Origin of the sequence: Mycobacterium gordonae (assembly GCF_002101675.1) — a bacterium.
GTDB lineage: Bacteria > Actinomycetota > Actinomycetes > Mycobacteriales > Mycobacteriaceae > Mycobacterium > Mycobacterium gordonae.
Genome location: NZ_LQOY01000022.1, coordinates 1 through 18,415, shown reverse-complemented (window position 1 = coordinate 18,415; position 18,415 = coordinate 1). Strand labels below are relative to the sequence as shown.

Genomic DNA, 18,415 nt, shown 5'->3' with positions numbered 1-18,415 from the left:
CCAGCATGCCCGTAGTCGTCGTCGCCACGCTGACCGTGAAACCGGAATCGGTCGACACCGTCCGCGACATCCTCACCACCGCGGTCGAAGAGGTGCACGGCGAGCCCGGCTGTCAGCTGTACTCGCTGCACCAGTCCGGCGAGACCTTCGTCTTCGTGGAGCAATGGGCCGACGAGGAGGCGCTGAAGACGCACAGCACCGCGCCCGCGGTCGGCAAGATGTTCGGCGCCGTCGGCGAGCACCTGGCCGGGGCACCCGACATCAAGATGCTGGCCCCAGTTCCCGCCGGCGACTCCGATAAAGGGCGAATTCGCGCCTGATGACGCGGCCCCTGGACGGCAAGACGGCCTTCATCACCGGCGCGGCGCGGGGTCAGGGGCGCGCCTATGCGGTACGGCTGGCCGCCGACGGCGCCGACGTGATCGCCGTCGATCTGTGCGGCCGGATCGCCAGCGTGCCCTACCCCCTGGGCACCGCCGAGGATTTGGCACAGACCGTCAAACTCGTGCAAGACGCCGGCGGGCGCATCGTGGCCAGGCAGGGTGACGTCCGGGACCGCGATTCGCTCGCGGCGGCATTGCAGGCCGGCCTCGACGAGTTCGGCCGGCTCGACATCGTGATCGCCAACGCCGGCATCGCCCCCATGCAGTCGGCCGATGGCTGGCGCGACGTCATCGACGTCAACCTGACCGGCGCCTACCACACCGTCGACGTCTCGACACCGACCATGATCGAGCAGGGCGAGGGCGGTTCGATCGTGCTGATCAGTTCGGCCGCCGGGCTGGCCGGTGTCGGGAGCGCCGACGCCGGATCGATCGGCTATACCGCCGCCAAACACGGGCTGGTGGGGCTCATGCGTTTGTACGCCAACTTGCTTGCGCCCCATGATATCCGGGTGAATTCGGTGCACCCCTCCGGTGTCGATACGCCGATGATCAATAACGAGTTCATCCGCGCCTGGCTGGCCGATCTGGTCAGCACGTCCGGCCGGGCGCCCGGCATGAGCAACGCCCTGCCCGTACAGATCCTGCAAGCCGAGGACATCGCCAACGCCGTGGCATGGCTGGTGTCCGACCAGGCCCGCTACATCACCGGCGTCACCTTGCCCGTTGATGCGGGCTCGGTGAACAAGCGGTAGCTCATGGCCCGAAATTCCGCTGCCCGCACGGCGTTCGGTCCGATGCTGTTGTCTGCGATCGAGCAGAACGAACCGGCCGGGCGCCGACTGGTGGACGACGACCTGGCGGAACTTTTCCTGCCCGCACCGCTGCGCTGGCTTGTCTCCGCTACCGCCCCGGCGGTGTTTCGGCGGGCGTTCATCGCCGCATCCGAGCGGACCGGTCCCGGCTTGTGGGCGAATCTGGCTTGCCGCAAACGCTTTATCGGCGACAAGCTCACCGAAGCCCTCGGCGACATCGACGCGGTGGTGATTCTGGGCGCGGGGCTGGACACCCGGGCCTACCGGTTGACCCGCCAGATCCGCAAACCGGTGTTCGAGGTGGACCTGCCGGTCAACATCGCCCGCAAGGCGCGGACTGTGCGCAAGGTGCTGGGTGAGCTGCCGCTCTCGGTTCGTTTGGTGGCGTTGAATTTTGAGCGCGACGACCTGTTGACGGCGCTGGCCGAGCACGGATACCGCACCGACTACCGGGTATTCTTCATCTGGGAGGGCGTCACCCAGTACCTCACCGAGCAGGCTGTACGCACCACGCTAGAGGGCCTGCGGCCGACGGCGCCCGGCAGTCGCATCGTGTTCACCTACGTCCGGCGCGACTTTATCGACGGCTCGAACCGGTATGGCTCCCGGACGCTGTACCGCTCGGTGCGGGGACGACGTCAGTTGTGGCACTTCGGCCTGCTGCCTGACGAGGTGGCCGGCTTCCTCGAGGAGTACGGCTGGCGGCTGGTGGAACAGATGGGGCCCGACGAACTGGTCGAGCGGTACGTGATGCCGACCGGCCGCCGACTCCCGGCGTCACAGATCGAATGGTCGGCGTACGCCGAGAAGATGTAGCGGCCGGACGCTGCGCTGCCTGCCGAGTTGTGAACTACCCGACGCTCGCGCGGCGTGTCGCGTCGTGAAATTCACTCCCGCGGAGGCGTTTCAGACCTCGAGAACCGTCGGCACGATCATCGGCTGCCGGCGAAAGGTCTCACCCACCCATTTGCCAACGGTACGACGCACACCCTGGGCGATCCGGATCGGATCGGTGACGTTATTGGCGGCCAACTGTTCGAGTTCGGCCTCGACTTTGCGGACCACAGGCTCCAGCGCCTTGGGATCCTCGGAGAAGCCGCGGGAATGCAGGTGCGGCGTCGCCACCGACTTACCGGTACCCCGGTGCACCACCACCGTCACCGCGACGAATCCCGAGGACAGGATGAGCCGCTCGCCTAGCGTGATTTCGCCGACGTCACCGGTGATCAATCCGTCGACGAACATCTTGCCGACCGGCACCGCACCGGCGATACGCGCCTTTCCCGCGACCAGATCGACGCTGACGCCGTTCTCCGCCAACATGATCGACTCCTCCGGCACGCCGGTGCTGGCGGCCAGCTTGGCGTTGGCCCGCAGGTGCCGCCAGGTTCCGTGCACCGGCATGACGTGGCGCGGCCGGACTCCGTTGTACAGGAACAGCAACTCACCGGCGTAGGCGTGACCCGAAACATGCACGCGCGCTTGGGCGTTGGTGACGACACGGGCCCCAATCTTGGCCAGCGCGTCGATGACGCCGTACACGGCTTCCTCGTTGCCCGGGATCAGCGACGACGACAATATGATCAGATCGCCGGCGGTCAGAGTGATGCTGCGGTGCTCACCGCGCGACATCCGCGACAACGCCGCCATCGGCTCGCCCTGAGTTCCGGTGGTGACCAGCACGACCCGGTCGGCGGGCATCTCCTCGGCCGCAGCGATGTCAATCAGGTCAGAGTCGGCTACCCGCAGGAACCCCAGTTCGCGGGCGATACCCATGTTTCGCACCATCGACCGCCCGACGAACGATACCCGCCGGCCCAAAGCCACTGCGGCGTCGATGATCTGCTGTACCCGGTCGACGTTGGAGGCGAAGCACGCCACGATGACCCGTCCGTCGGCACCGCGGATCAGCCGATGGAGCGTCGGGCCGATTTCGCTCTCCGATGGGCCGACTCCAGGGTGCTCGGCGTTGGTGGAGTCACACAGGAAGAGGTCCACACCCGCGTCGCCCAGCCGCGACATGCCCGGCAGGTCGGTCGGACGGCCGTCGAGCGGCAACTGGTCGAGCTTGATGTCACCGGTGTGCAGGACGGTGCCGGCGCCGGTGTAGACGGCAATGGCCAGCGCGTCGGGGATGGAGTGGTTGACGGCGAAATACTCGCACTCGAACACTCCGTGCCGACTGCTCTGACCTTCCTTGACCTCTACGAACACCGGCTTGATGCGGTGCTCCCGGCACTTGGCGGCGACGAGGGCGAGGGTGAACTTGGAGCCGACGACCGGAATGTCGGGCCGCAGCCGCAGCAGGAACGGGATGGCGCCGATGTGGTCCTCATGGGCGTGGGTGAGCACGAGCGCCTCGATGTCGTCCAGCCGGTCCTCGATATGACGAAGATCGGGCAGGATCAGGTCGACACCGGGTTCGTCATGGGTGGGGAACATCACGCCGCAGTCGACGATCAGCAGTCGACCCAGATGCTCGAAAACCGTCATGTTGCGGCCGATTTCGCTGATCCCGCCGAGTGCGGTGACCCGTAGCCCGCCCGCGGCCAGTGGACCGGGTGGGGCGAGCTCCTCGTTCACGGCCGAATCACCGCAGAACAGAGGCCGCACGCATATCGGCCGCCAACGCGTCGAGTTGCTCCGGTGTGGCCGGGACCTGCGGCAGCCGCGGGTCGCCGGCGTCGATGCCCTGCAGCCGCAAACCCGCCTTGGACAACGTCACCCCGCCTAGCCGTGCCATCGCGTTGCACAGCGGCCCGACCGAGAGGTTGATCTTGCGAGCGGTGGCCACATCACCAGAGTTGAAGGCCGAAAGCAACTCGCGTAGCTGACCCGCCGCCAGATGCGAAATCACGCTGATGAAGCCGGTGGCGCCCATGGCGAGCCAGGGCAGGTTCAGCGCGTCGTCACCGGAGTAGTAGGCAAGCCCGGTTTCGGCGATAATCTGTCCCGCGCCGTGCAGGTCGGCTTTCGCGTCCTTGACCCCGACGATGTTGGGATGTGCCGCCAGCGCGCGCAGGGTGTCGAATTCGATCGGCACCACCGACCTTGGCGGGATGTCGTAGAGCAACACCGGAAGTTCGGTCGCGTCGGCGACGGCGGTGAAGTGGGCGATAAGACCGCTCTGCGGCGGTCGCGAGTAGTACGGGGTGACTACCAGGAGCCCGTGGGCGCCTTCGGCGGCGGCGGACTTGGCCAACTTGATGCTGTGGGCGGTGTCGTAGGTGCCGGCGCCGGCGATGATCCGCGCCCGGTCCCCCACCGCCTCCAGGACGACGCGCAGCAACTCACGCTTCTCGTCATCGGTGGTGGTGGGCGACTCCCCGGTGGTTCCCGAGACGACCAGACCGTCGCAACCCTGGTCCACCAGGTGGGCGGCCACCCGAGCCGCAGCGGCGGTGTCCAGGGCGCCGTCGGCGTCGAACGGCGTCACCATCGCGGTCAGGAGTGTTCCCAGGCGCGCGGGGGCATCGAATCCGACGGTGCTCACGGTTCCCTAGGTTACCTGGCTGCGGCAAGCCCTATATCACCGCCGCGCAGCTCAGGCCTCGGTCGCGAGCGGGCTGGTGGCGACCTCGCTGCCGTCGGCCAACGTGGTCACTTCGAAGTCGGCAAACACCGCCGGCGCGACGTCGACGAGCTGGCGCAGGCAGGCGATCGCCAGCCGCCTGATCTCGACGTCGGCGTGCTCGCTGGCTCGCATCGCGATGAAGTGCCGCCACGCCCGGTAGTTACCGGTGACGACGATGCGGGTTTCGGTGGCATTGGGCAACACTGCGCGGGCGGCCTGGCGGGCCTGTTTGCGGCGCAGCGGCGAGTTGGGTTGGTCGGCGAACTTGGCTTCCAGCCTGGCCAGCAGCTCGGTGTAGGTGGCGCGGCTGGCGTCGGCGGCTGCGGTCAGGATGGCGCGCAGCTCGGGGTCGTCTTCGATGCCGGGCGGCAACACCACCTGCGAGTCGTTCTCCGGCACATACCGCTGGGAAAGCTGCGAGTAAGAGAAGTGCCGGTGCCGGATCAGCTCGTGGGTGCACGACCGCGAGATGCCGGTGATGTAGAACGACACGCTGGCGTGCTCGAGCACCGAGAAATGCCCGACGTCGATGATGTGCCTGATGTAGCCGGCGTTGGTCGCGGTGCGCGGGTTCGGCTTGGACCAGCTCTGGTAGCAGGCCCGGCCGGCGAACTCGACCAGCGCGGAGCCCCCGTCGGCGTCGGTGCTCCAGGGCACATCGGGGGGCGACAGGAAGTCGGTCTTGGCGATCAGTTGCACGCGGAGCGGCGCGGTCTCGGCCACGGCGCTCAGCGTAGCCCGGTGACGATGCGCGCCGTGCAACGGCGCGAGGAGGAGGCGGGCAATCATCGCCAACCCAGTGACGATGCGCGCCGTGCAACGGCGCGAGGAGGAGGCGGGCAATCATCGCCAACCCGGTGACGATGCGCGCCGTGCAACGGCGCGAGGAGGAGGCGAGCAGTCGTCGCCAGCCCGGTGGCTCGGTCAGGGGATGCGGCTGGCAGCGGTGCAGGGAGAAGAATCGTTCGTGTGAGCGCATATTCCATCGCTGAGCTCTATGACTCCACTCCGGCCGTCGAGAGCGATGTGTCCTCGACACGAAATCCCCTGATTGAACAGGGCGCTCTGGACGAGGCGGAGTTGATTGATGTGCGTCTGTCTCCGCAGCGTTCACGTGCCGGGGCGATATTCGATATTCGATGGTGCGGTTTCACCGGATCAAACGTCGCATTGGTCGTGATAAAAGGAGTCGGGAAGGTCGCGTGGGCGAACGATGTCACCAGTCGACAGAAAGATTGGTACTCGACCCGCGGCTATTGGGCACCGAGCACATCGGAAAACTCGAGACGGTCAACGGGTGACCCTGACCCACTGTGGGCAGCGGACGCCGATTCCCCCGAGGCTGTCACATCTGAGACGATCACGCCCCCCGCGGAAAGATTGCAGGAGTATGTTTTGGGTTTCGACTGGCTATCTCTGTCGGGATTAGCTGCTCGAATGTACATCGGTTACGCACCCGGACTCGGCGACGCACCTCCTGATATGACAGAGTTGTCCGACGCCGAGATCATTGCCGGATATCCCCAGTGGTCATCGGCGATGGAGGTTCGCGAGTATTACACGTATTCGAGCAGTGAAGACATTTTCGGTTGAGGTCGCCCCACCGGTGTCATCAATCCAGACCCCTGTAGCTTTCTGCATCCATTAATCGACCTGCGTGCTCCGCATATCGGGGTGCCAACGCCTCCATTTGTTCAATCACCAACTTGATCGCTGCCGGTTGCTTGTCCGGCGGGTACTTGTACTTGACCAGCAGTCGCTTGATGGACGACCGCAATTTCGCCCGCACATCGTCACGTACGGTCCAGTCGGTTTTGGTGTCACGCTGCATCACTGCCACCAGTTCCCGGGCTATCTGCGCCAGCGCCTCCTCGCCCTGCAGCTCAAGTGCCGATTCGTTGTCTGCGACAGCGTCGTAGAACGCGAGCTCGTCATGCGACAGCGGCGGCGTGAACTTCTTGCCTCGGTCACCCTCGGCAGCAACCTCTTTGGCCATCGCGATCAGTTCGGCGATCACCTCGGCCGAGGTGAGCTGCTGGTTGGTGTACTTACGCATCAACTCCGAAACCCGCTCAGAAAATCCACGTTGACGCACCAGATTGTTTTTGGTCGCTCCACCCAACTCTTTGCTGAGTAACGCGCGCAACGCCTCGATGGCCAGGTGTGGGTTTTCCGACTTATTGGCCTTGATTTCGAATTCCGGGGCCAGGTCGGACAGTGACGGCTTGTCCAGTCCCGCCGCCTTATAGATGTCGACGATGTCGCCGCCTGCGGTCGACGCGTCGACCAGTCCCGAAAGCAGTCGCTTGATTTCCTCGGGGATCGGCTTGCCCTCGGCCTGGCGCTGCTGGGCATCGAACTTGCCCATCACCACCCGGGCCTGCTCGTAGAACCTCACCGTCTGCCGCAGCTCCACCAGCGTCTCATTGCCCGCGCACAACGACCACGCCCGCGCCAAATGGCTTGATAACGTGCGGAACTGATCGCCAAGCGTCGGTGTGTCCTGGTTTCCCGGAGTGCTCGGTGCGCGCAGGTATGCGGCCAGGCCGATGGCCGCCTTCAACCAGCCCACAAGTGGCGCCTTAGAACGCCAGTCGTAGCCCGCGCACAATTCATCCAGTCGCGCAACGAGTTTGCGGGTCTCGACAACCGCGGCTTCGATGTCCTTGCCAAGCGGCTTCTCCGCGCGGTCGGTCTCAGTGTATTCGGCCAGGGCCGCCGCGAGGTTGTCCACCAGGGGCGCATAGGCGACCAGCAATCCTGACGGCTTGCCACGGAACGTCCGATTTACGCGTGCGAGCGTCTGCATCAGCAGCGCGCCTTTGAGTGGCCGGTCCAAATAAAGGGTGTGCAGCGGCGGCGCGTCAAAACCAGTCAGCATCATGTCTTTGACAATGACGATCTGCAGCTCGTCGTCAGGATCCCGCAGCCGCTTCTGAATGGTCTTGTTTTGACCCTCTCGGCGCACATGTTTCGCGATCAACGCCGAGTCGTGGGCTGAACCCGAATAGACAACCTTGACGACGCCCTTGTCGACGGATTCGTGACCCCAGTCCGGGCGGAGCCTGACGATCTCCTCGTAGAGCCGTGCGCAGATTTCCCGTGTTGCGCCGACAATGAACGCCTTGCCAGCGCAATCGATGAAGGGCCGCATCGCTGCGGAGCGCGCTTCCCAATGGGTGAGTATGTCTTCGGCCAGCTTCGCCAGGCGTGCCGGTGCGCCGTAGATGGCGTTGATGACGGCAACCGACTTTTCGACCTGCGCACGTTCTACATCGTCGAGGCCAAGAGTTGCCTCATTGGCCGCCTGGTCCAGGTCGGCCTCGCCGACGCCCGCCGCCCAACCAACTTTGGCTAGTCGCGGCTCGAAATACACTGGTACCGTCGCGTTGTCGGCCACTGCCCGGGTCAGGTCGTAGGTGTCGATGGTCGGGCCGAAGACCGCACGCGTATTGCGATCAACTTCCGAGATCGGCGTGCCGGTGAAGGCGATGAACACCGCGTTGGGTAGCGCATCGCGGATGTGCCGTGCGTAGCCGTCGATATTGTCGTAGTGGCTGCGGTGGGCCTCGTCGACGATGACGACGATATTGCGCCGCTCGGTTAGCAGTGGGTGGTCAGCACCGGATTCCCGTTCAGCCTTGGTAAGCCCAAACTTCTGCAGGGTGGTGAAGTAGATGCCGCCGGTAGCGCGGTTCGACAGTTCGTCGCGTAGCTGCGATCGCGTGGTCACTTTCACTGGGGATTCCGCGAGCAGCGCTGAGCGATTGAATGTTTCGTACAGTTGGGAGTCGAGGTCGGTACGGTCGGTGACAACGACGATGGTCGGGTTCTTCAATTTAGGGTACTGGGCTACCAAGTGTGTGTAGAGCTCCATTTCCATCGACTTGCCCGAGCCCTGGGTATGCCAGACCACACCGGCCTTACCGTTGGTCTCAGCCGCCTGCACCGTCTGGCCGGCCGCCTTGGTGACGGCAAAGTACTGATGCGGCTTGGCTATTCGCTTGGTCAGCCGGTCGCCGTCTTCATCGAAGGCGGTGAAGTTGCGCAGCAGCTGCAGGAAGCGTTCGGTGTTGAACAAACCGTCGATCAGGGTCTCCAGCTCGATCGGCACGTCCAGCTCGTCAGCAGACTGCCCGACCTCGACAAGCTTGCCGTCGTCGTCGACGTTCCACGGCGCGAAATGCTCCAACGGGGTGAATGGTGTGCCGTAGCGGGCGTTGATGCCATCGCTGATTACGGTGAGCATCGTGAACCGGAAAGCCATGGGGAATTCGCGTCGATAGGTTTGGAGTTGCGCGTGCGCGGCTGCGACGTCAGCGTGCTGCGCGCCGGCCTGCTTGAGCTCGAAGATCGCGACCGGCATCCCGTTGAGGTACAGGACCACGTCGAAACGCCGGTGCTTGTCGGTGGTGCGGATCGTAACCTGTTGAACGGCAAGGAATTCGTTCTCCTCAGGCCGGTGGCTGATCAGCCTTAGGGTGGGGTTCTGCTCGATGCCGTCGGAATCGATGTAGCTGATTCCCCGGTAGCCCTCGACAAGGTAGCGGTGCAGCCGGAAGTTCTCGGTAATGGCGTCTTGGGATCGCGGCGTGATGATCTGTGCCCGAGCCTGGTCCAGGTATTCGACGGGGACATGGGGATTCAGCTCGCGCATCTTCGCCAGCACGCGGTCAGGCAGCACGATGTCGGACCAAGAATCGCGACCGTTGTCAGTACCGGGAGCAATGTCGCTGCCGGACATAGCGACCCACTCATGCTCGGCCAGTTCGTCGAGTACTTTATGTTCCCACGCGGCCTCACTGAATTCGGTCATGGGGTCGCTCCTGGTGCGCTGAGTCGGTAGCTCTGGTTGCGACTGCGAAGAGCCCGGGTTGGCTCGATTGCTCCGGCGTTGACTAGTTCAGCAACCCTGCGCGTGACAGTCCGGTGTTTGATACCCAGGGCATCACTCAGCGCACGAGTAGTGGTGTGTCCGGCGCGGATCGCCTGCATAATCGCGTCACGTTGACCCTGCACACCAGTTCCCGCTGATTCCGCGTTCGAGCCAGCCAGATCGAACGGAAGAGTAAAAGGCAATCCGGCGGCGGCAAGCTCGTAGCTCGCGTATCGTCGGCCCCCGTTGCGCACGCATAGCCCGCGAGCGACGAGATCACGCAGTGCGAGACCAGCCGTATTGGGGTCTATCCCCCATGCCTGAAGCATTGGATTGGTCGCGCGCCCTGTCGTGCGCATCATCGCCAGGGCAAGGTGCTGAATGTCGGTAAGCCCACGGGCCTGCAGCGAACCGATCCACTCGATGATGTCCGGTGAGAGCAATGCATGCTGGGGGACCGTCACCTTCAACTGGGCAGGTCCGGCCTCGAATGTCGGTGGACTCATGCCGGCTTCACGGAGGGACGCCATCACCTGCGGAATTCCCGAACCCCTATTCTCACAAATTGTTTCGCCCCGGCTGTTCGGCAGCGGAAGATCCGAGAGAACTGCGGCGAGGGTACGATTCCGCGAGGTGCTGACTTGGTCATCGGAACCCAGCATGTCCACCGACACCCCGCCGTACAGCCCGCCGGGGCTCTTGACCACCAAGCGGTCTGCATACAATTCGATCTGCACTTGGGCTCCCCGACTATCCGGGCTGTAGTCCCGATGCATCAGCGCGTTGACGACCAGCTCTCTGATGACTTCGATTGGGTAGTCATAACGGTCGGCACGACCGATCCCCTTGACTACCGCGGCCTTTCGCATGTTGCGGATCATCGCCGCGACCGCATCAGTCACCATGATGGGAATTGGGCCGGTGATCGTCTGGTTGTCCAAGAATCTCGCTCCGTCGGGTGACGGCTGCCCCATCCGAACACCAGGTAGCACAACGAATGAGATGAATAGCTGCGGAAAGTACTGCTGCGGATAAGCGCCGAGGCTCAGGAGGCCGGCAAGCGTGGGATGAATGTCGCCATCGACGCCGCGGGCCACGGCTCCAAGGCGGATAAGGGCGTCAGTCGTGTCGAGCCTGTCGAACGCCCGCGGCGACCGCCGCCTGCTCATCGCCAGCAAACCTTCAACGAGTTCGTCGTCGAGGTCTGCCATCATGGCGTTGGCCACTATCTCTTGGTCACTGGTGGGCTGCGTTCGATTGGCAAGGAGTTGTGTCACTTCGTAATGGGTTAAACGACGGTCACCGTCTCCACCACGAATGAAGGAACCTTGATAGGCACCTCGAGTCTTAACAAAGCATGGTTTGGCTACCGGATCGAGTTCAGGGACGTCAGCGCGGACGATCAGCGCGCCTTCGAATTCCTCGATGTCGATCTGCAGACGCAGTGGCGGTTCCATCTTGTCCGCGCAGGCACCGGCCAGAGCGTCCCTGGCCTTGCCAGCGTCGAAACCTTTCGACGGACGAAAATCCGCGGCCTCATCGAGGCCCAGGATCACCGTGCCGCCGTCGCCGTTGGCGAATGCGCTCAGCGAGTCGACTACGGACCCTGGAAAGCCACCTGCGCCCGACTTGATCTCGACTGCGTGGTAATCGGTCCCGACCGCCCGTGCCGCGGCAATCATCGCCTCGGTGCGCATTGCAGCCTCGATTCGCAGCCCATCATAGACACAACATAGTCAGTGTCTCTGACACTGACTATGTTGTGTGTCAGCAACCGCAGGAAGGCGTCGAAACCCCGAGTTAACGCACCTCGACGCGGGCATCTACCCCTACTCGTCATTGTGCAAGGACCGCTTGCACAACTGACGAGCTCGACTCTCGACCCGCGTTACAGGCAGCCATTGATGGCCCTCGCCTACTGCCGCTCCGCGGCTTAGACAGCACTCCGCCACGGTCTGAGTCGTTGTCGAAGTTGCCGGCTACTGAGAACTGAGGCTGACTGACCTCCATCAGAGCACCTCTGACGCGACAGTCTCGGCCGCCTTGACCGAGAGCTTCCCAGACATAAGGAGTGGGAGGAGTTCGTCACGGGTGCGGGCGAGAGATTCGTTCTCGACGCAGCATGCGTCAAATCGATCAAGCAACCCACTCTGAAGCTTAGATTGCCGATGTTGCACGCTCGGATCGAAGACGGGCATGGACAGCGACCGGATGTCGCGAAGATTGATGTACGGCGCCATGTCGCTCTTGTACATCAGGCTCGCGGTCTGACTCGTCAAGTCCGGGCTTCGGAACCACGCCGCCAGGCAGCCGACGCCCAAGCTGGCAATATCCCTGACTCGAAAGTAGCAAATCTGCGGGCTGTACACGACCTGTTCAGTGTGCGCACCAACGACCGCAACTCGGCCTACCGTCCCCTTCGTCGTCATAACCACGTCGCCAGGCATGGAAGCCTTGCCGCCGATTTGTCGCGAGTAATCAGCGGACACATAGTCGCCCCCAGTCGGCAGTAACTGAAAGTCCCGGACATCGCCGGCTCGCAGGATCCGCAGCCCAGGCTTGCCGTGCTCGGAACGCTTCGTGCGGTAGCCGTCACCGAATTCAATGATGTTCTGTTCAGCCAACTCACCTATTGTCGTCCGCTCCTCACTGGAACTGCGGGCCTGCTCGAATAGCGAATCAGCCAAGGCAAGAGCAGCTTTAGCTACACTCTCGTTCGCGGCGATCTTGTCATCGAGAGCTCCGAGCACCTTCACAATTGCCTTTTGTGTCTCGAAGTCCGGCACCCGCACCTCAACGTCAGCTATGTAGTTGCGATTCAGCATTGGTTGGACACTGCCTGAATCAAAGCCCGTGAGATCGACCACCTCAAATAAGTGAAACAGGAACTTTGGATGATTGCCCTTGAAGTCTGCGGCATACAGCGTGGTGTTGAGTGGCCAAAAGTTGCAGTCGCTCCACGTCGGCTGACCAAGGTTAGTAGCGCGTCCCACCACAAAGCCTGGCCCTTTGACGGGGCCTTCGCTGTGCCACCCAGCCGTTACGCCCGACGATAGAACGGGATACGGACCGTGGACTCGAAGTCTCGCGGGGAGATCGAAGCCCCTCCGAAGTTCTATGATGTCTCCCAGTCGGCGCTTTGCCCACTCACCCACCGATCCGCTCCAACTGCTCCCGCACCACAGCCTCCAACCGTGCCGACTCATCAAACGCCGCAAGCAATTCCGCCTTCAACCGCGCAATCTTCTCGTCGATCGGTTCACCGTCATCCTCAACCGCTGCCGCTCCGACATACCGTCCAGGCGTCAGCGCGTAGTCCGCAGCTTTGATCTCCGCCAATGTCGCCGACTTACAGAATCCCGGAATATCCTCGTAAACAAGACCTTTGGCGGCAGCCGACGACGACCCGCGCCAAGCATGGTAGGTGTCACCGATCCGCACAACGTCGTCATCAATGAGCGCCCGTTCAGCCCGATCTACCATATAGCCCAATTCGCGGGCATCGATGAATAGCACCTGACCAGATCGATCGACCGAACCCTGCTTCCCCGCGGTCTTATCCTTGGCAAAGAACCACAGACACACCGGAATTCCCGTACTACGGAACAGCTGGGTCGGCAGCGCGATCATGCAGGAAACCAGGTCAGCTTCCACGATCTGCGCGCGAATATCACCTTCCCCGTTGGAGTTCGACGACATCGAGCCGTTGGCCATTACCACCCCGGCCTTGCCTCCGGGCTTAAGCTTGAACAGGATGTGCTGGATCCAGGCGTAGTTCGCGTTGTTGGCCGGCGGCACTCCGAACCGCCACCGAGGATCTTCTTCGTTGCGCGCCCAATCTTTGATGTTGAAAGGCGGATTGGCCATCACGTAGTCCATCTGGACGTCGGCATGCTGATCGCGCGCGAATGTGTCTCCCCAGCGGCTGCTCAACCCAGTGTGGTCGATGCCGTGGATCGCCAGGTTCATTTTGGCCATTCGCCAGGTTTCCTCAATGCTCTCCTGGCCGTAGATGACGATGTTCTTTGGATCGCCGTTGTGATCGGCAATGAACTTTTCCGTCTGCACGAACATGCCGCCTGAGCCGCAGCACGGGTCGTATACCCGCCCCTGGGTAGGCTCCAGCACCTCGACAATCACCTTGACCACGCTAGGCGGGGTGAAGAACTCGCCGCCCCGCTTGCCTTCCGCGCGAGCGAAATTCCCAAGGAAGTACTCGTAGACCTCCCCCATCAGATCGCGCGCTTTGTGCTCCCCTTGCCGACTGAACCGGGCGCTGTTGAAGAGGTCGATCAACTCGCCGAGGCGCCGCTGGTCGATGTTGTCGCGGTTGTACAACCGCGGCAGCGTGCCGCCCAGCGTCGGATTCGCCTTCATCACGGCATCCATCGCCTCGTCGATGAGCTGGCCGATGTTCTTGCCGTGATCGCCGTCGATGGCGGGCTTGCCTTTGGCGTTCTCCGCCAAGAACTTCCATCGCGCGGTCGGCGGCACCACGAACACGTTGTAACCGTGGTACTCCTCAGGATCGTCGATCAGTTCCTCGATCTGAGCGTCGTCCATGCCCTCGGCCGCCAGCTCGGCGCGAATCGCCTCACGACGCTCGTCGAACGAATCCGAGACGTATTTCAGGAACACCAGACCGAGAATCACGTCCTTGTATTGGTTGGCCGACAGTGACCCGCGCAGCTTGTCCGCGGCCTTCCAGAGCGTGTCCTTGAGCTCCTTCATAGTCGACGGTGCTTGCGGCTCCTGCTTTCTCCGGGGCGGCATCGCGTGCGTCCTTCCTATCTCCTGGCCCGGGTGAACCGGGGCGCATTCTGTTCCACATCGAGCGTCAGGGCACCGGCGGCGACCCCGTTGATCAACGCCGTCGTCAACTCGCGCGCACCGGCTACCCGGCGGCTCGCCTGCTGTTCGTATTCATGAATCTCGGCCAGCGCGGCCTCGAGACGCTCAGCTTCGGCGCGTGGCAGTACCGGAACCGTCCAGGTCTGCCATTCGCTTCCGGGATAAGCGGTCTCGTTGATGAGTGCGGCGAGCACCATCGGCCCGACCTCCGCCGATTCGGCCAAGCGGATGATGCGGGCCGGGCACGCCACCATCGCCCCACCGTCCCGGTCCACCCATGCCCGCGGCCGCGGCTTCTCCACAAAGATCACATCGCCTGGCTCGGTGCGCTCAGCACGCGGGTACTTCGCCTCCGCACCAAGAGGATCGAGTGCAAGCGTCCCCACCACTTCCTCCGGCAGCACCCGCACCGTTCCCTCCGGTGATCCGTGACTGACGTCGATGCGCCGCCCCCTCTTGAGGACCAGGCGCTTGCCGGACTGCAGCTCGTCCAAGGAGCGGTGGGCCAGTCGAATCCGCCCGGGCGCCGACGTGACCAGCACGTCCAACATAGGCAGCGGCGTCGTGGTCACCAACGTTGCCCGGTGCACTCGGTCCACATGTTCTGCTTCATCATGCCCGCGTAGACGCACTGCCCGGACCCCTCTGGGCACCACGGCCGCGCCGGCGAGCACGCTCGACAGCTGGGTCCGCCGTGCGTAGCGGAATGCCCGATCGTCCGTCTGCGCCAACGCGCCGGCGACGTCGGCGGCGACATCGGTCAACTCGATGTGTTCGACGGCACCGAGATCGGCAACCCAGGGTCGTTGCGCCTGAGCACCCCCGACACAGAACCACACTGCCAAGCTCTGTCGGTGCGCCTCGCGCCATAGCCCCCGCGGGAGTCGGACCGCAGCAATAAGATTGCCCACGCGGAGCGCCCCCGCGCGGCGGTTCTGCAATGGCCCGGCAAGCTCATCGGAGAGCGCGGCGGCGGAGCCGATGAGAATCGCCACGTCCCCCGGCGGCAGTTCCAGAACGGCATCGTCGACGCCGTCGAGGGTGTCCGCAATGTCGTGACCGACCAGGGTCGTAACTGAAACACACTTGGAGACAGCGGTTTCCCGGACATGAATGCCCCGAATAACCGCACGGCGCCGGAGGGCTCGATCGACCGACACGACATCGAGTTGGCACGCCTCCGCCACATCAAGTGCGACAGGCGAACCCTCGACCCGCAGCACAACCCGCTCGTCGTCGAGATAGACAGCAGCGGCTTCAACCATGCAGCGCAACAGTTTTACCGCGTCGTCGGTGAGTCCGCGCAGTTGCTCGCGACGCTTGAGTCGTCCGGCCTCGACACGCTGCAGCGCGTCGGCAGGGCCGTGCGACGCTTCGACCAGGTCGTCGACGTAGGCGAGCACCCCATTAGACACCCGCAGCTCGCGAATCTCTCTGGCCAGCAGGCTGTCCTGGGGATCGAACTCATCTGCCAACAAAACCAATTCGGTGTGCGCCCTACCGGTGAGCTCTTGTCCCGTCAGGACGTACCAGCACAGCAGCGTGACCACATCTTCAAGCTCCGCGTCATCGGGTACCGCAACCGCGGGGGCGTCGTAGTCTTGTTCGGAGTTGTTGCCGCGACCAGTGCGGGTCAGCCAATCCACGACATCGTCACGGGAGAAGCGCGCAACGCCGTCGACGGTCGCAACCGGAGCCGGGAACGGTATCGACACACCGCGAACCATTGGGCGCTTTCGCCACACGCTGACCACGGGCCGCTGTACCTTAGCTAGGTCAGCGACGTCCTGCAGCGTCAGCGTGATCACGGCATCCTCTCGACTCAACCCAAGATAGCCCCGGCCCTCGCTCAAACCCAGAATAGTTGCTGATAAGTGGACTTATCAGATTATTGTTTTGGTAATGGTCCCCCGAGGGGGGATTCTTCGGAGACACCGCTTCCGCAGCCCGCGCAGCACAACTCTTCGGAGGAAGCCATGCAAAACGAGCAGCCCCAAGCCCACTTCGACAACACCCTGACCGCCGTCGAAATCGAACGACTCACTGTGCGGGACAAGGATGTTGCCCGCGAGGCGCAGCGCTGGACGGCCGGCGGGCGCGGTGCGGCAGTGGACGACCCGGACGCTCTCGCAGCAGCCGATCTGTCCCAATTCGTCACCGAAGCCGTCAAAATCGGCGCGCACGCCCTATCCGCAACCGGCCAAGCTCAGGAATCGCGCATCCTCGAGCAGATGCTGAGGGAGGTCGGCGACAAGGCGGCTGATTCGACAGCCAAGGCGGTAGACATCACCGAACGAGCGGTGAAGTCGGCATCCGAAGTCGTGACGAAGGCTGCCAACGATGCCAAGAAGGCCATCACCGAGGCCGACGCCGCCAGCCGTAAGGCGTTCACCGACTCGGTCTCCACAGCCAAGACTGACCTCACCACCGAGGTGCGACGCATCTTTGCGGGCGAGAACCCCGAACTGCTGGAACGACTGCAGCCCGTGCTCGACAAGTTCAGTACCGATCTCGACGCCAAGGTGAAGGCCGGCACCAGCGACCTGCTGAGCAAGGCCGCCAAGCAATTCGACCCAAGCGACCCCACCTCGCCGATGGCCAAACACGCCGCGGAACTCGATGCGCGCCAGCAGAAGCTCACCGAGCAGATCGATAAGAACCATGCCGACGTGCTCCTGAAGGTTGACGAATTGCTGACCTCACTGAAGGTTCAGGAAGCCAAGGCCACGTTGGCCAAGGTGACGCCGATCAAGGGCGACACATTCGAGAATCAAGTCAACGCTGTGCTTTCCGAGGTCGCCACCGGCCTCGGAGACGATTTCACGGACACCCGTGCCATCGTCGGCGCAGTGCCCCGCTCGAAGAAGGGCGACGCATTGCTGACCATCGATGGCGGAGCGGCTCGCGTAGTGATCGAAATGACGGACTCGGCCCGTGCGGGGTGGACCGCGTATTTCGACGAGGCCGAGCGCAATCGCCTTGCCGCGGCGGCGCTCGGCCTCGTACGGACCGCCGAGCAGAACGGCGGCCGGTCCATCAGGGTGCTCGGTCCCCGTCGTATCGTGCTTGCCTTCGATCCGGGATCAGACGATCCGGAACTGGTGCGCACCGTCGTCATGCTTCTTCGCACGGCTTCGCTAGCAGCGACCACACGAAGGGGGGCACACCAGATCGCCACCGCCGAAGAGAAGATCACGCAAGCCATTGCGCAGCTCAATACGCTCGACGAGGTGAAGAAGGCCGCCTGTTCAATTCAGAAAAGCGCCACAAAAATCGAAACCTCCTGTACGGGAATCACTTCCGGAATTCAGCGGGTGTTGACCGACGCGCTGTCTGCTCTCACCGACGCCCAGGCCGACGCGGCGGGCGATCAGCATTCAGGTGCGGTGGCCTAGCGCCTCGATAGCATGCGGCACACCCGGCTGCTGGCCAGGCATGAAGGCCCCGGCTGCGACGGCATGGCTGTGTACCTCCTCGGGCTAGGACCGATCTTGGATGAACGTCGCCAACCCCGCTTCCAGTGATAGGCGTTGTGGCAGTGCCTGACCAACGATCTGGGTTGTCGGTGTCGAAGTCCACCCGGTGCCTGGCCAAGCACAACCTGGTTGCGATTGGTCAGGACCCCGGACGCGAACAGCGCCTAACACACCCGCTTGGTGTCGCCTCGAGACCGCCGCCGCCGGCGGCTCCCGGACCCACCGGCGAATTATCCGCCGCCGCCACCGCCACCACCCAGGCCGCCGGAGCCGCCCAATTGACCCTGGTTTGCGCTGCCGGCCAGACCGGAGTCGCCGGCGCCGCCGGGCCCGGTCTGACCGCTGCCACCGTCTCCGCCCTTGCCGCCACTGCTGCCGCTGCCGCCGTTGCCGGTGCTGTTGCCCAGACCGGCGCCGGCGTTGCCCCCGTTCCCGCCACC

14 protein-coding genes are annotated in these 18,415 nt (G+C 63.6%); 5 read left to right on the top strand and 9 right to left on the bottom strand.

Translation table 11 applies throughout. The features are described from left to right. Nucleotides 1–5: 5 nt before the first annotated feature. From AWC08_RS03920 to AWC08_RS03910, 3 genes are read left to right on the top strand one after another with little or no spacing between them, the layout of a single operon-like run. Nucleotides 6–320, top strand: coding sequence for a putative quinol monooxygenase (locus tag AWC08_RS03920; protein WP_069433822.1), 315 nt, complete (start codon nucleotides 6–8; stop codon nucleotides 318–320). After that, complete coding sequence (locus AWC08_RS03915) at nucleotides 320–1,138, top strand: mycofactocin-coupled SDR family oxidoreductase (RefSeq protein ID WP_069433821.1); 819 nt, start codon at nucleotides 320–322, stop codon at nucleotides 1,136–1,138. The genes AWC08_RS03920 and AWC08_RS03915 overlap by 1 nt, the downstream gene beginning before the upstream one ends. 3 nt (nucleotides 1,139–1,141) lie before the next feature. After that, nucleotides 1,142–2,014: an SAM-dependent methyltransferase gene (locus tag AWC08_RS03910; protein WP_069433820.1), complete on the top strand. Its 873-nt coding sequence runs from the start codon at nucleotides 1,142–1,144 to the stop codon at nucleotides 2,012–2,014. A 90-nt stretch (nucleotides 2,015–2,104) separates the two neighbouring features. Here the strand turns inward: AWC08_RS03910 and AWC08_RS03905 are convergent, their stop codons facing one another. From AWC08_RS03905 to thyX, 3 genes are read right to left on the bottom strand one after another with little or no spacing between them, the layout of a single operon-like run. Continuing rightward, on the bottom strand, nucleotides 2,105–3,781 hold the full coding sequence (locus tag AWC08_RS03905; RefSeq protein ID WP_065133086.1) for a ribonuclease J: 1,677 nt from the start codon (nucleotides 3,779–3,781) through the stop codon (nucleotides 2,105–2,107). A 7-nt stretch (nucleotides 3,782–3,788) separates the two neighbouring features. Continuing rightward, nucleotides 3,789–4,691, bottom strand: a complete 903-nt coding sequence (dapA, locus tag AWC08_RS03900) for a 4-hydroxy-tetrahydrodipicolinate synthase (RefSeq protein ID WP_065133072.1) — start codon at nucleotides 4,689–4,691, stop codon at nucleotides 3,789–3,791. 51 nt (nucleotides 4,692–4,742) lie between these two features. Next, nucleotides 4,743–5,495 carry an FAD-dependent thymidylate synthase gene (gene thyX, locus AWC08_RS03895; RefSeq protein WP_069433827.1) on the bottom strand — a complete coding sequence of 251 codons (753 nt, stop codon included), beginning with the start codon at nucleotides 5,493–5,495 and terminating at the stop codon, nucleotides 4,743–4,745. A gap of 246 nt (nucleotides 5,496–5,741) precedes the next feature. Here thyX and AWC08_RS34880 point away from each other — a divergent pair, with 246 nt between their 5' ends. Next, entirely contained in the window at nucleotides 5,742–6,365 is a 624-nt protein-coding gene (locus AWC08_RS34880) for a hypothetical protein (RefSeq protein WP_142283397.1), read from the top strand. Between the two features lie 19 nt (nucleotides 6,366–6,384). Here AWC08_RS34880 and AWC08_RS03890 read toward each other — a convergent pair whose 3' ends face one another. The 5 genes from AWC08_RS03890 to AWC08_RS03870 form a co-directional block, all read right to left on the bottom strand. Beyond that, a complete protein-coding gene (locus tag AWC08_RS03890; RefSeq protein WP_069433819.1) occupies nucleotides 6,385–9,588 on the bottom strand; it encodes a type I restriction endonuclease subunit R in 3,204 nt (1,067 codons plus the stop codon). Next, nucleotides 9,585–11,345, bottom strand: a complete 1,761-nt coding sequence (locus tag AWC08_RS03885; RefSeq protein ID WP_065133077.1) for an ATP-binding protein — start codon at nucleotides 11,343–11,345, stop codon at nucleotides 9,585–9,587. Before AWC08_RS03885 ends, AWC08_RS03890 begins: the two co-directional genes overlap by 4 nt. 312 nt (nucleotides 11,346–11,657) lie before the next feature. Next, on the bottom strand, nucleotides 11,658–12,854 hold the full coding sequence (locus tag AWC08_RS03880; RefSeq protein WP_082986205.1) for a restriction endonuclease subunit S: 1,197 nt from the start codon (nucleotides 12,852–12,854) through the stop codon (nucleotides 11,658–11,660). After that, nucleotides 12,796–14,421, bottom strand: coding sequence for a class I SAM-dependent DNA methyltransferase (locus tag AWC08_RS03875; protein WP_065133079.1), 1,626 nt, complete (start codon nucleotides 14,419–14,421; stop codon nucleotides 12,796–12,798). The genes AWC08_RS03880 and AWC08_RS03875 overlap by 59 nt, the downstream gene beginning before the upstream one ends. A gap of 14 nt (nucleotides 14,422–14,435) precedes the next feature. Next, the gene (locus tag AWC08_RS03870) at nucleotides 14,436–16,214 is read right to left on the bottom strand and encodes a hypothetical protein (protein WP_232007880.1); all 1,779 of its coding nucleotides are present in this window, start codon (nucleotides 16,212–16,214) and stop codon (nucleotides 14,436–14,438) included. A 261-nt stretch (nucleotides 16,215–16,475) separates the two neighbouring features. Here AWC08_RS03870 and AWC08_RS03865 point away from each other — a divergent pair, with 261 nt between their 5' ends. Continuing rightward, on the top strand, nucleotides 16,476–17,894 hold the full coding sequence (locus AWC08_RS03865) for a Fis family transcriptional regulator (protein WP_065133081.1): 1,419 nt from the start codon (nucleotides 16,476–16,478) through the stop codon (nucleotides 17,892–17,894). A 311-nt stretch (nucleotides 17,895–18,205) separates the two neighbouring features. On the opposite strand, the gene AWC08_RS36275 is transcribed toward AWC08_RS03865, so the two are convergent. Continuing rightward, the coding region (locus tag AWC08_RS36275; RefSeq protein WP_178132170.1) for a hypothetical protein at nucleotides 18,206–18,415 on the bottom strand (210 nt) is incomplete at its 5' end.

What these genes read in the sequence shown, in the direction of transcription:
- AWC08_RS03920 (WP_069433822.1), top strand. Translation starts at nt 6, where the DNA reads ATGCCCGTAGTCGTCGTCGCCACGCTGACCGTGAAACCGGAATCGGTC.
- AWC08_RS03915 (WP_069433821.1), top strand. Translation starts at nt 320, where the DNA reads ATGACGCGGCCCCTGGACGGCAAGACGGCCTTCATCACCGGCGCGGCG.
- AWC08_RS03910 (WP_069433820.1), top strand. Translation starts at nt 1,142, where the DNA reads ATGGCCCGAAATTCCGCTGCCCGCACGGCGTTCGGTCCGATGCTGTTG.
- AWC08_RS03890 (WP_069433819.1), bottom strand. Translation starts at nt 9,588, where the DNA reads ATGACCGAATTCAGTGAGGCCGCGTGGGAACATAAAGTACTCGACGAA.
- AWC08_RS03885 (WP_065133077.1), bottom strand. Translation starts at nt 11,345, where the DNA reads ATGCGCACCGAGGCGATGATTGCCGCGGCACGGGCGGTCGGGACCGAT.
- AWC08_RS03880 (WP_082986205.1), bottom strand. Translation starts at nt 12,854, where the DNA reads ATGAGTCGGCACGGTTGGAGGCTGTGGTGCGGGAGCAGTTGGAGCGGA.
- AWC08_RS03875 (WP_065133079.1), bottom strand. Translation starts at nt 14,421, where the DNA reads ATGCCGCCCCGGAGAAAGCAGGAGCCGCAAGCACCGTCGACTATGAAG.
- AWC08_RS03865 (WP_065133081.1), top strand. Translation starts at nt 16,476, where the DNA reads ATGCAAAACGAGCAGCCCCAAGCCCACTTCGACAACACCCTGACCGCC.